At 62.4% G+C, this 11,054-nt stretch carries 15 protein-coding genes and 1 tRNA gene; 11 read left to right on the forward strand and 5 right to left on the reverse strand.

The features are described from left to right. Positions 1-35: 35 nt before the first annotated feature. The 4 genes from CDE01S_RS15220 to CDE01S_RS15235 form a co-directional block, all read right to left on the reverse strand. Positions 36-770 carry an SDR family NAD(P)-dependent oxidoreductase gene (locus CDE01S_RS15220; RefSeq protein WP_066709444.1) on the reverse strand — a complete coding sequence of 245 codons (735 nt, stop codon included), beginning with the start codon at positions 768-770 and terminating at the stop codon, positions 36-38. 2 nt (positions 771-772) lie between these two features. After that, on the reverse strand, positions 773-1,975 hold the full coding sequence (pcaF, locus tag CDE01S_RS15225; protein WP_066709476.1) for a 3-oxoadipyl-CoA thiolase: 1,203 nt from the start codon (positions 1,973-1,975) through the stop codon (positions 773-775). Positions 1,976-2,018: 43 nt separating this feature from the next. Then, positions 2,019-2,660, reverse strand: a complete 642-nt coding sequence (locus CDE01S_RS15230) for a 3-oxoacid CoA-transferase subunit B (RefSeq protein WP_084382920.1) — start codon at positions 2,658-2,660, stop codon at positions 2,019-2,021. A gap of 156 nt (positions 2,661-2,816) precedes the next feature. After that, positions 2,817-3,518, reverse strand: coding sequence for a 3-oxoacid CoA-transferase subunit A (locus tag CDE01S_RS15235; protein WP_066709450.1), 702 nt, complete (start codon positions 3,516-3,518; stop codon positions 2,817-2,819). Positions 3,519-3,642: 124 nt separating this feature from the next. Here CDE01S_RS15235 and CDE01S_RS15240 point away from each other — a divergent pair, with 124 nt between their 5' ends. Together CDE01S_RS15240 and CDE01S_RS15245 are read left to right on the forward strand one after the other, a co-directional pair. Further along, positions 3,643-4,428, forward strand: coding sequence for an IclR family transcriptional regulator domain-containing protein (locus CDE01S_RS15240; protein WP_066709453.1), 786 nt, complete (start codon positions 3,643-3,645; stop codon positions 4,426-4,428). A gap of 14 nt (positions 4,429-4,442) precedes the next feature. Further along, entirely contained in the window at positions 4,443-4,877 is a 435-nt protein-coding gene (locus tag CDE01S_RS15245) for a DUF1841 family protein (RefSeq protein ID WP_066709479.1), read from the forward strand. A gap of 129 nt (positions 4,878-5,006) precedes the next feature. On the opposite strand, the gene CDE01S_RS15250 is transcribed toward CDE01S_RS15245, so the two are convergent. Next, complete coding sequence (locus CDE01S_RS15250) at positions 5,007-5,660, reverse strand: c-type cytochrome (RefSeq protein ID WP_066709456.1); 654 nt, start codon at positions 5,658-5,660, stop codon at positions 5,007-5,009. Positions 5,661-5,762: 102 nt separating this feature from the next. Between CDE01S_RS15250 and CDE01S_RS15255 the strand changes: the two genes are divergently transcribed. From CDE01S_RS15255 to CDE01S_RS18535, 9 genes are all read left to right on the forward strand, one after another. Further along, positions 5,763-6,605: an AAA family ATPase gene (locus CDE01S_RS15255; RefSeq protein ID WP_066709459.1), complete on the forward strand. Its 843-nt coding sequence runs from the start codon at positions 5,763-5,765 to the stop codon at positions 6,603-6,605. 13 nt (positions 6,606-6,618) lie between these two features. Then, entirely contained in the window at positions 6,619-6,840 is a 222-nt protein-coding gene (locus CDE01S_RS15260; protein WP_066709462.1) for a hypothetical protein, read from the forward strand. 1 nt (position 6,841) lies between these two features. Beyond that, entirely contained in the window at positions 6,842-7,444 is a 603-nt protein-coding gene (locus CDE01S_RS15265; protein ID WP_066709464.1) for a GNAT family N-acetyltransferase, read from the forward strand. Positions 7,445-7,462: 18 nt separating this feature from the next. Beyond that, on the forward strand, positions 7,463-8,665 hold the full coding sequence (locus CDE01S_RS15270) for a vWA domain-containing protein (protein ID WP_066709466.1): 1,203 nt from the start codon (positions 7,463-7,465) through the stop codon (positions 8,663-8,665). Positions 8,666-8,901: 236 nt separating this feature from the next. Next, a tRNA-Arg gene (locus tag CDE01S_RS15275) sits at positions 8,902-8,976 on the forward strand. Between the two features lie 17 nt (positions 8,977-8,993). After that, positions 8,994-9,470 carry a hypothetical protein gene (locus tag CDE01S_RS15280; RefSeq protein WP_066709468.1) on the forward strand — a complete coding sequence of 159 codons (477 nt, stop codon included), beginning with the start codon at positions 8,994-8,996 and terminating at the stop codon, positions 9,468-9,470. Between the two features lie 52 nt (positions 9,471-9,522). Further along, positions 9,523-10,029, forward strand: coding sequence for a hypothetical protein (locus CDE01S_RS15285; protein WP_066709470.1), 507 nt, complete (start codon positions 9,523-9,525; stop codon positions 10,027-10,029). 101 nt (positions 10,030-10,130) lie between these two features. Next, entirely contained in the window at positions 10,131-10,538 is a 408-nt protein-coding gene (locus CDE01S_RS15290) for a hypothetical protein (RefSeq protein ID WP_066709473.1), read from the forward strand. Then, positions 10,535-10,681 (forward strand): hypothetical protein, encoded by a 147-nt coding sequence (locus CDE01S_RS18535; protein WP_157077144.1) that lies wholly within the window; start codon positions 10,535-10,537, stop codon positions 10,679-10,681. Before CDE01S_RS15290 ends, CDE01S_RS18535 begins: the two co-directional genes overlap by 4 nt. Positions 10,682-11,054: the final 373 nt, after the last annotated feature.

The raw sequence follows: 11,054 nt of genomic DNA on the forward strand, positions 1-11,054 counted from the left end.
CACCCGGGCGGGAAATGCCCCGAAGGGCTGGTGAATCAGACCGGGGCCACCCCCAGCGTGGTGCCGCCACAGACGTAGAGCACCTGCCCGGTGACGAAACCGTTGTCGGGCGAGAGGAAGAACAAGGCAGCACGCGCCACGTCCTGCGGCGTGCCGATGCGCTTGACGACGATGCTGTCGATGATGCGTTGCGTCTGCGGCGCGCCTTCCGGGTTGCTGTTGCGAAACAACTCGGTGGCAATCGGCCCCGGGCCGATGGCGTTGACGGTGATGCCGTCGCCACCCAGCTCCATGGCCAGCGTGCGGGTCATGCCGATCAGGCCGGCCTTAGTGGCCGAATAGACCACCCGCTCCGGCTTGCCCAGTGCCGCACGCGAGGACATGTTGACGATGCGGCCCTGCCCGCTGGCGCGCAGCGTGGGCAGGAAGGCCTGTACCAGCAGCATGGGCGTGCGCAGGTGCAGGCCCACCACGTCATCGAGCTGCGCGGTGCTGGCCGTGTCGATGGTGCCGGGGCGCGTGGCGCCGGCGTTGTTCACCAGCGCCGTCACGTTGTGCTTGGCTGCTACCTCGGCGGCACGCTCACGCGTGATGGCCTCGTTGGTCAGGTCGGCCGGGTAGGAGGTGAGCAAGGGGTGTTGCCAGCTGGGCAGCACGTAGTCGAGGTTGACCACGGCGCGCCCTTGGGCCAGCAGGGCTTCGGCAATGGCGCGGCCGATGCCGTTGCTGGCACCGGTGACGACGGTGACTTCAGTCGATGCAGTGCCCATGCTCACACGCGCTCCAGAATCACGGCAATGCCCTGGCCCACACCGATGCACATGGTGCACAGCGCATAACGGCCACCGGTGGCATGCAGGCGGTTCACCGCCGTGGTGGCCAGGCGGGCACCGCTGGCGCCCAGCGGGTGGCCCAGCGCGATGGCACCGCCCCAGGCATTCACACGGTCGTCGTCGTCCTTCAGGCCCAGGGCACGCAGCACGGCCAGGCCTTGCGCGGCAAAGGCTTCGTTGAGTTCGATCACGTCGAGCTGATCGAGCGTAAGGCCGGTCTGCGCCAGCACCTTGAGCGTGGCCGGCGTGGGTCCAAAGCCCATGATGCGCGGCGCCACACCGGCGGTGGCCATGCCCACCACACGGGCACGCGGCGTGAGGCCGTATTTGGCGGCGTTGGTTTCGTTGGCCAGCAGCAGCGCACAAGCGCCATCGTTCACGCCGGAGGCATTGCCCGCCGTCACGGTGCCGTCGGGCCGCACCACGCCCTTGAGCTTGGCAAGCGTCTCGAGGCTGGTTTCGCGCGGATGCTCGTCGGTGTCGACAACGATGGCGTCCCCCTTCTTCTGGGCAATGGAAACGGGCGTGATCTCGCGCGCCAGGTGGCCGGCCTTCTGGGCGGCCACGGCGTTGAGCTGGCTGGCCAAGGCCATGCGGTCCTGCGCTTCGCGCTCGATCTTGAAGTCGGTGGCCACGTTCTCGGCCGTCTCCGGCATGGAATCGACACCGTACTTTTCCTTCATCAGCTTGTTGACAAAGCGCCAGCCGATGGTGGTGTCGTACACCGCGTTGTTGCGGCTGAAGGCGCTCTCCGCCTTGGGCATCACAAAAGGCGCGCGGCTCATGCTTTCCACACCGCCGGCAATCATCAGCCCGGCTTCGCCCGACTTGATGGCGCGTGCGGCGGTGCCGACGGCGTCCAGCCCCGAACCACACAGGCGGTTGATGGTGGCACCGGGCACGTCGATCGGCAAGCCGGCGAGCAGACTGGACATGTGGGCCACGTTGCGGTTGTCTTCACCGGCCTGGTTGGCGCAGCCGTAGAGCACATCGGTCAGGGCGGCCCAGTCCACTTTCGGGTTGCGTGCCATCAGGGCCTTAAGGGGAATGGCGCCGAGGTCGTCGGTGCGCACGCTGCTCAAGGCGCCGCCGTAGCGACCGAAGGGGGTGCGGATGGCGTCGCAGATGAAGGCTTGTGTCACGGCTTGGCTCATGGTGTGTGTCCTTGTTGGGTGATGTCGGGGTTCAGGCTTGGATCGGCAGGCCGATCATCTTTTCCAGCTCGGCGTGGGTCAGGCCGTCGACCAGGTCGATCAGCTTGAGGCCCTGCGGCGTGCAGTCGAGTGTGCAGAGGTCAGAGTAGATGCGCTTGACGCAGGCGATGCCGGTCAGCGGGTAGGTGCAGGCCTGCACCACCTTGCTCTCGCCCTGCTTGGTCAGCAGGTCCATCATGACCCAGGTCTGCCGGGCGCCGACGGCCAGGTCCATGGCGCCGCCCACTGCGGGAATGGCGTCCTTCTCGCCGGTGTGCCAGTTGGCCAGGTCACCGGTGGCCGAAACCTGGAAGGCGCCCAGCACACAGATGTCCAGGTGGCCGCCGCGCATCATGGCGAAGCTGTCGGTATGGTGGAAGTAGGAGCCACCGGGCAGCAGCGTCACCGGCTGCTTGCCGGCGTTGATGAGGTCGTAGTCTTCCTGCCCCGGCGCTGGCGCCGGGCCCATGCCGAGCAGGCCGTTCTCGCTGTGCAGCAGCACCTCGCGCTCTTTGGGAATGTGGTTGGCCACCAGCGTGGGCTGGCCGATGCCGAGGTTCACCACCGCGCCTTCGGGAATGTCCTGCGCCACGCGGGCGGCGAGCTGGTCTTTGGTTCGTTTTTGATATGCCATGTGAGTTACTCCTGTGCGCCGTACGCGACAAACGACGTGCGCCATGTTCCAGTCGGAAAACGTCGTGGAACCGGCTTCGCCGGGCCACTGGCGTTGCCCCCTGCAAGGGGGGTGGCGTAGCGACACGCAGTGCGCACAGCCTGGGGGTATGCCATATCAAGCGGCCTTCTTGAAACCGCCGGCTTGCGTGGCCTGGCGCTCGATCTTGACAATCTTGCTGACGAAGATGGCCGGCGTCACGATGGCCTCGGGGTCGAGAGCGCCCAGTTCCACGATGTCATGCACGCTGGCAATCGTCTGCTGACAGGCCATGGCCATGGAGGGGCCGAAGTTGCGGGCCGTTTTGCGGTAGGTCAGATTGCCCCAGCGGTCGCCACACTCGGCCTTGATCAGCGCCACGTCGCCGTGGATGGGCTGCTCCAGCACGTACCCCTTGCCATCAATCATGCGGGTCTCCTTGCCCTTGGCCAGCTCGGTGCCGTAACCGGTGGGCGTGAAGAAGCCGCCGATGCCGGCGCCGGCAGCGCGGATGCGTTCGGACAGGTTGCCCTGCGGCACCAGTTCGAGTTCCAGCTTGCCGCTGCGATAGAGGCCGTCGAAAACAAAGCTGTCGACCTGGCGCGGGAAGCTGCAGATGATCTTGCGCACGCGGCCAGTGGCCAGCAGCGCGGCCAGGCCGGTGTCGCCATTGCCGGCGTTGTTGTTGACCACCGTGAGGTCTTTCGCGCCCTGCGCGATCAGACCATCGATCAGTTCCATGGGAATGCCGGCGGTGCCGAAGCCGCCGATCATGACGGTGGCGCCGTCCTTGATGCCAGCCAGCGCCTCGGCCACCGAGGCCGCAATTTTGTTGATCATCCTGAATCTCCGCGAGGGTGATGCCAAGTAAGGGGAAAGACGCCTTGGCGGGCATCCTGATTTGTTCGTATATAGAACATTTGTTCGTATAATGAATTCTAGAGCAATTCCAAAACCCCCCAAAATGTCCTCTGCCACCCATGCGACAGCGCCCCAGCCCGGCGACAGCTATGTGCAGTCCTTCGCCCGCGGGCTGGAAGTGATCCGCTCCTTCAGCGCACAGACACCGCAGCAAACGCTGAGCGAGGTGGCCGAGCGCACCGGCCTGACACGCGCCGGCGCACGCCGCATCCTGCTCACCTTGCAGACGCTGGGGTATGTGGAAAGCGATGGCCGGCTGTTCAAGCTCACGGCGCGCATCCTCGACCTCGGTTTTGCCTACCTCTCGTCCATGCCGATCTGGAACCTGGCCGAGCCGGTGATGGAAGCGCTGGTGGAGCAGGTCAAGGAATCCTGCTCGGCGGCGGTGCTGGACGGTACCGACATCGTCTATGTGCTGCGTGTGCCCACCCACAAGATCATGCGCAACACCCTGGGCGTGGGCTCGCGCCTGCCGGCTTACTGCACCAGCATGGGCCGCGTGCTGCTGGCCGACCTGCTGGATGACGAGCTGCTGAAACGCCTGAAGGCCGCCCGCCCCAAGGCACTGACCAAACACACGGTGACCGACATGGATGCCCTGCTGGCCAAGGTGCAGCAGGCACGCCGCCAGGGCTGGAGTCTGGTGAACCAGGAGCTGGAAGAAGGCCTGATCTCGCTCGCCGCCCCCATCACCAACCGGGCCGGCCGCACCATTGCCGCACTCAACATCAGCGGCCAGGCCAACCGCACCAATGCCAAGGTGGCGCAGGAGAAACTGCTGCCGGTGCTGCTGCAGGCGGCACGCACCATCTCGCAGCGGCTGACATAATCGGCAGCCTCATGATGTTCCAACCCTCCCAAGCCGATGTGCGCCGCTTCTTCTGCGGCGTGCACGCCAAGTCCCAGACCGGCCAGCCGATGGAAGCCATCGAACTGCTGGCCAGCCAGTGGATTGCCGAGCACCCCGAATTCCACGCCGAACTGAGCGACCTGGACGGCGCATTGGCGCGTATGAACGAGGTCGAGCCGGAGCGGGTCAACCCCTTCCTGCACCTGTCCATGCACCTGTCGATCAGCGAGCAGTGCAGCATTGACCAGCCGCGCGGCATCCGGCAGGCGGTGGAGCTGCTGACGGCGAAGCGCAACTCGCTGCACGACGCCCACCACGAGGTGATGGACTGCCTGGGCCGCATGGTGTGGGAAAGCCAGCGCGCCGGCCGCCCGCCCGACGGCGCCGCCTACATCGACTGCGTGCAGCAACGCGCCACGAAAGATTGACACGATCGAGCAACACAACCCGCTTGCGGGTTGCGTCGCAGGCTAACTTCGCAACGCGAAGTTAAGCGCAGCGGGCCGAAGACAAAAAAGCCACTCAACGAGTGGCTTTTTGGTGGATGCGCAGTGCGATCAGCGGAAACGCTTTTGCGGCACGGTCTTGAGATCGCCCGGCAAGCTGCTGACGTACTTGGCCAGTTCCTTCAGCTCGGCGTTGGAGAACTGCTTGGCGACGCCGCCCATGATGCCGTTGGCACGACCCCAGGTTGCATGGCCTTCGGTCTTGTAGGACTTGAGTGCCACGAACAGGTAGTCAGCGTGCTGGCCGGCCACCTTGGGGTAGCTCGGGTCGATCGGCTTGTTGAAGTCAGCGCCGTGGCAAGCCACGCAACCACCCTTGGTCAGCAGCTCGGCCACCTTGGCCGAGGGCGCCGGGGCGGCGGCCGGGGCGGCAGCGCCTTCGACCTTGCCATGGGCTTCGTAGTAAGCTGCCACATCGGCGATGTCCTGATCGCTCAGGGTTTCGGCGATGCCGCGCATGGTGGGGTGTTTACGCTCGCCCTTCTTGTAGGCGTTGAGTGCGGAAGTGATGAACTTGGCGTTCTGGCCAGAGATCATTGGCACCTGGTACACCTCGGGAAAACTGGCCTTGTAGCCATGAATACCGTGGCAGCCAATGCACATGGCGATTTTGGTTTCGCCGGCTTTGGCATCCTGGGCGTGGGCGGAAATGGCCGTCACAGAAGCGACAAGCAGTGAAGAGAGCGTCAGCAACAGTTTGTTCATTTTGCGAGGACAATCAGCCTGTGTTTGATATAGATCAGTTCAACATTATATCGGTCACCAACTCCGTATTTTCCCCAGTCCCTGCTTGACCCAGCTCAAACCATGAAATTCCAAGGTACTTCCAACTACGTCGCCACCCAGGACCTGATGTTGTCGGTCAATGCGGCCATCACCCTCAAGCGCCCGCTGCTGGTCAAGGGCGAACCCGGCACCGGCAAGACCATGCTGGCCGAGGAGGTGTCCACCGCGCTGGGCCTGCCGCTGCTGCAGTGGCACATCAAGTCCACCACCAAGGCGCAGCAGGGCCTGTACGAGTACGACGCCGTGAGCCGCCTGCGCGACAGCCAGCTGGGCGACGAAAAGGTCAAGGACATCCACAACTACATCGTCAAGGGCGTGCTGTGGCAGGCCTTCACCGCCGACCAGCCGGTGGCGCTGCTGATCGACGAGATCGACAAGGCCGACATCGAATTCCCGAACGACCTGCTGCGCGAGATCGACCGCATGGAGTTCTACTGCTACGAGACGCGCGAACTGATCAAGGCCAAGCACCGGCCGCTGGTGTTCATCACCTCCAACAACGAGAAGGAACTGCCCGACGCCTTCCTGCGCCGCTGCTTCTTCCACTACATCAAGTTCCCCGACTCGGACACCATGAAGAAGATCGTGGAGGTGCACTTCCCCGGCCTCAAGCAGGAACTGCTGAGCGCGGCCATGAAGACCTTCTTCGACGTGCGTAACCTGCCCGGCCTGAAGAAAAAGCCCTCCACCAGCGAGCTGCTGGACTGGCTCAAGCTGCTGCTGGCCGAGGACATCCCGCTCGACGCGCTGCAGAGCAAGGACGACAAGGTCGCCGTGCCGCCGCTGGTGGGTGCGCTGCTGAAGAACGAGCAGGACGTGAGCCTGTTCGAAAAGCTGGTGTTCATGAACCAGCGCAACCGCTGAAGCAGGAAGCACCATGAACAAGCTGCTGCTCGAAGGCCTGTCCGACGCCATCGGTTTCATCGGCGGCGCACTGGCCGGCTACTGGCTCGGCCACCTACTGGGCTGGGACCTGTTCGCCGAAGGCTACGGCGGTGCCAGCATCGGCGCCATTGCGCTGGTGGGTCTGGGTGGTGGCCTGGGCCTGCAAGTGGCGCGCCGCTGGCGTTCGCGCCGGAGCCAGCCCCGCGGAGACTGAGATGGCCTTCGTCGAACCCGTCACCCTGGCGCTGCGTGGCGTGCAGCTGGTGCCGCTGGGCCCCGAACACGAAGCCGGTCTGCGCGCCGCCGCGGCCGACGGCGAGCTCTGGAACCTGCGCGTGACCTCGGTGCCGGCGCCCGACGAGACCCGGGCCTACATCGACACCGCGCTGCGGATGCGCGCCGACGGCAACCGCTTTGCCTTTGCCGTGCTGGACGAACTGAGTGGCCGCGTGCTGGGCAGTACCAGTTACCACGACATCCTGCCGGCGGTGAAGCGGGTGGAGATCGGCTACACCTGGTACGCCAAAAGCGTGCAGCGCAGCCACGTCAACACCACCTGCAAGCTGCTGATGCTGACCCATGCCTTCGAGACCCTGGGCTGCCATGTGGTGGGCTGGCGCACCGACAACTTCAACTTTGCCTCGCAGGCCGCCATTGAGCGCCTGGGTGCCAAAAAAGACGGCGTGATCCGCGGCCAGGCGCTGCGGCGCGACGGCACCATCCGCGACACCGTGATGTACAGCATGCGCAGCGGCGAATGGCCCGAGGCCCGGGCCCAGCTGCGCTACCTGCTGGACAAACCGCGCCAACCGACATGACGCGCTGGGAGTGATGCCATGCTGAACGATTTTTTCTACACCCTGCGCGCCGCCAAGCTGCCGGTTTCGGTCAAGGAGTACCTGACCCTGCTCGAAGCGCTGAAGGAAGGCGTGGTCGGACCCAAGGCCGATCCGGAGGCCGGCAGCGGCTATTCGGTGGATGACTTCTACTACCTCAGCCGCACCACGCTGGTGAAGGACGAGAAGCACTACGACAAGTTCGACCGCGCCTTCGCCGCCTACTTCAAGGGCGTGGAGATGCTGACCGACTTCACCAAGGACATCCCGCTGGAGTGGCTGCGCAAGAACCTGGAGCTCAACCTCAGCCCGGAAGAAAAAGCCGCCATCGAGAAGATGGGCTGGGACGAGCTGATGGAGACACTCAAGAAGCGCTTCGAGGAACAGAAGGAACGCCACGAGGGCGGCAGCAAGTGGATCGGCACCGGCGGCACCTCGCCCTTCGGCGCCAACGGCTACAACCCGCAGGGCATCCGCATCGGCCAAGACAAGGGCCGCAACAAGAGCGCCGTCAAGGTGTGGGACCAGCGCGCCTACAAGGACTACGACGACACCCAGGAGCTGGGCACGCGCAACATCAAGGTGGCGCTGCGCCGCCTGCGTCGCTTCGCGCGCGAGGGCCACGAGCTGGAGCTGGACCTGCCCGACACCATTCGCTCCACCGCGGCCAACGCAGGCTACCTGGACATCAAGATGGTGCCCGAGCGCCACAACAACGTGAAGGTGCTGCTGCTGATGGACGTGGGCGGCACCATGGACGAGCACATCGCCCGGGTGGAAGAACTGTTCAGCGCCACCAAGACCGAATTCAAGCACCTGGAGTTCTATTACTTCCACAACTGCGTCTACGACTTCATGTGGAAGAACAACCGCCGGCGCTACAGCGAGAAGTTCCCGACCTGGGACATCATCCGCAAGTACAACAAGGACTACAAGCTGATCTTCGTCGGCGACGCCACCATGAGCCCGTACGAGATCCTGCAGCCCGGCGGCAGCGTGGAATACAACAACGAGGAAGCCGGCGCCGAATGGCTGCAGCGCCTGACCAACGCCTTCCCCAAGTTCGCCTGGATCAACCCGGAGCCACAGGGCGTCTGGCAGTACCGCCAGAGCATCAGCATCATCCAGCAGCTGACCAACAACCGCATGTACCCGCTGACCATCAAGGGCATCGAGGAAGCGATGCGTTTGCTCACCAAATAGGCCGACGGCGGCAGAGTCGCCATTTACAATGGCGACTCTGCCGCCGTAGTTCAATGGATAGAACGAGCGCCTCCTAAGGGGCTGATCATTATTTCGTAAAATGCAGTTTTCCCTCTGAAAACGCCTGTCAAACGATGTCAGAGGAAGTCGATTTTCGACAGAAATCCCAATTTCACTTGGGATTTATTTGGGATTCGGTCGCGGCTCAGACATGAGCCAAAATCTCGGTTAGATATCTCGCCGTAGCACAATGGATAGTGCGCATGCCTCCTAAGCGTGAAATACAGGTTCGATTCCTGTCGGCGGGACCACTCGAACAGGAGAGCCCGTGTCATACGCAGATGCACTCGCGGACCTAAAAGCCACCTTCGGCAACAAGAAGCTGCTGACGCCTGCCGAGGTCGCCCCCTTCATTGGCAAATCAGCCTCAGCGCAAGCCAAGCTCCGCGAGCGCGACAAGTTCCCCATCAAGCCCAAGCCCGGCATGGGCAAGCGAGTCGTCATGTCCATCTACGATGTGGCGCACTACATTGGCGATGAAGTGGAACAGATCGAGGTCAAGCCCTCTACCGGCAAGCCACCGAAACAACCAAGAACCAGCAAGAAGGCTACGACGGCCATCGACAAGACGAAACCGATTCGCCGCCCGCCCTCACTTGGCGCAACACTACGCGGTTTTCGCAGGCGCATTGACGCTCTGTCGTTGCAACTGGAATTTGAGCAAGCGCTCTTCACCGAGTTGGAAGCACTCGCCCTTGATCGCGCCGCAAAACAAGGCAGCACGGTAAAAGCCAAGAGGGCGTAACCGATTCACTACAACATACCCCACTAGATCAACAACATTCAAGGAGACAACCATGAAGACCATCGCGATGTGCATGCTCGCCGCAACCATATCCCTAGTCGGTTGCGGAAGCGTTAACGAGATGACCAACTCGCTTAATGGTTCGTTATCTGAAATGATGGGCACATATACCGCGCCAACGCTTGCGAGCCAGCCAACTCCAACGCCTGGCTGCGACGATACGCGATGCAAAAGACTGGATGACATTGAGAAGCGCGGGCATGAGCTAGCGCGCCAGAAGCGCATCACATGGACGAAGCTCGTCAGTGTCTTCTATGAGAACCGCGCGAAGCTCTACCCTGACAGCAACGACGGAGCATCTACACGAGAACTCATTTCATATCAGCGGATGCTGGCTGAGCAAATTGACCTCGGGAAAATCACCGAAGCTCAGTGGGCTTATCTGATCGACAGCAAGACGACCGAGCTTGCGCGACGGAGTGCGGGACGCAAGGTCACATGCAACACAGAGAACGTTGGAACTAGTGCGTTCCCGAGCTACCAGACTATCTGCCGATAGCGATTAAAACTCTCAGGCACACCATAGAGCGCGCCATGAAATCTTCAACATCGTTGCGGCAATTTCGATCTAGGACATCTTAGACATCAAAGGGAGACAGCATGGAAATCATTCTTGGCATCATTGCTGTGCTGGCTCTGCTGATTCTCATCGGCAAGATCAAGGGGTCTCCGTCACCGAAGGAGATGAGCGACGAGGCCATCGTGGACCGACTTAGAAGCGAGAACGCTTGGATCGCCAAGTATCAAGCCCTTCCAATCGAGCACCGGCAAGGGGCAGGATTGAAAAAGCAACACGACGACAAACAGCGCTACATCATGGAACTGATGCTTGAACTCACGAATCGCCACGGCGACAAGCAAAAGGAATCGCTGGCACCTGCCATGCAACGCGCTTACGAGCTGATCCGGCAAGGCGTCCCAGAGGACAAGGCACAGGAGCAGGCGATTGCCGAATACGTGGCTGACCGAGACGCTCGACAAGCCAAGGTAAAGGAGGCTCAGCAATGACACGCTGGCTCATCACTTCGGCCATCTATGCCGCCCTGTTCCTCATGTCATCGAAGTTCGACGCGATGCAGGCCATCGTTGGCGGTTTGATGTGTGGAGGCGCCTCGATTCTCGCGTTAAAGCTTTTCCGGATGGACAAGTAAGAGGGTCCGATCAGAGTTGTATCGTCCCGATTTTTTGCGGTGGAGTTGACTCTGGCTCACCCCGCAAAGAATCCGCGCCGCCCATTTTTTTTTGCATTCCACAGACGCATGCCTCTGCTGGTGGTGGAGCACTCCCAATCTGATCCAAGCGCTTCTCTCCTGGCATCACACAACCTCTTATGCCAGCAGGCCGCTCCGCGCTGCTCCTCTTATTCAATAAGGCATTTCTCTCTTTGTTGGAGCCTTGCTTCTCTTGGGGGGCTGAGGGATCCCGAGTTAAAGCGAAGCATCGCCAACGGCGATGCCCTCCGCCATGGGTCGCCATGGTCGAAGGGCTTTGGCTCGGAATCCCTGACGGGTCTTCCCTCGGCGG

The organism is Curvibacter delicatus NBRC 14919, assembly GCF_001592265.1.
GTDB lineage: Bacteria > Pseudomonadota > Gammaproteobacteria > Burkholderiales > Burkholderiaceae_C > Hylemonella > Hylemonella delicata.

Bases quoted from the DNA above. Each gene is read 5' to 3' on its own strand.
- CDE01S_RS15220 (WP_066709444.1), bottom strand. From the start codon at position 770: ATGGGCACTGCATCGACTGAAGTCACCGTCGTCACCGGTGCCAGCAAC.
- CDE01S_RS15230 (WP_084382920.1), bottom strand. From the start codon at position 2,660: ATGGCATATCAAAAACGAACCAAAGACCAGCTCGCCGCCCGCGTGGCG.
- CDE01S_RS15235 (WP_066709450.1), bottom strand. From the start codon at position 3,518: ATGATCAACAAAATTGCGGCCTCGGTGGCCGAGGCGCTGGCTGGCATC.
- CDE01S_RS15240 (WP_066709453.1), top strand. From the start codon at position 3,643: ATGTCCTCTGCCACCCATGCGACAGCGCCCCAGCCCGGCGACAGCTAT.
- CDE01S_RS15245 (WP_066709479.1), top strand. From the start codon at position 4,443: ATGTTCCAACCCTCCCAAGCCGATGTGCGCCGCTTCTTCTGCGGCGTG.
- CDE01S_RS15250 (WP_066709456.1), bottom strand. From the start codon at position 5,660: ATGAACAAACTGTTGCTGACGCTCTCTTCACTGCTTGTCGCTTCTGTG.
- CDE01S_RS15255 (WP_066709459.1), top strand. From the start codon at position 5,763: ATGAAATTCCAAGGTACTTCCAACTACGTCGCCACCCAGGACCTGATG.
- CDE01S_RS15260 (WP_066709462.1), top strand. From the start codon at position 6,619: ATGAACAAGCTGCTGCTCGAAGGCCTGTCCGACGCCATCGGTTTCATC.
- CDE01S_RS15265 (WP_066709464.1), top strand. From the start codon at position 6,842: ATGGCCTTCGTCGAACCCGTCACCCTGGCGCTGCGTGGCGTGCAGCTG.
- CDE01S_RS15270 (WP_066709466.1), top strand. From the start codon at position 7,463: ATGCTGAACGATTTTTTCTACACCCTGCGCGCCGCCAAGCTGCCGGTT.
- CDE01S_RS15285 (WP_066709470.1), top strand. From the start codon at position 9,523: ATGAAGACCATCGCGATGTGCATGCTCGCCGCAACCATATCCCTAGTC.
- CDE01S_RS15290 (WP_066709473.1), top strand. From the start codon at position 10,131: ATGGAAATCATTCTTGGCATCATTGCTGTGCTGGCTCTGCTGATTCTC.
- CDE01S_RS18535 (WP_157077144.1), top strand. From the start codon at position 10,535: ATGACACGCTGGCTCATCACTTCGGCCATCTATGCCGCCCTGTTCCTC.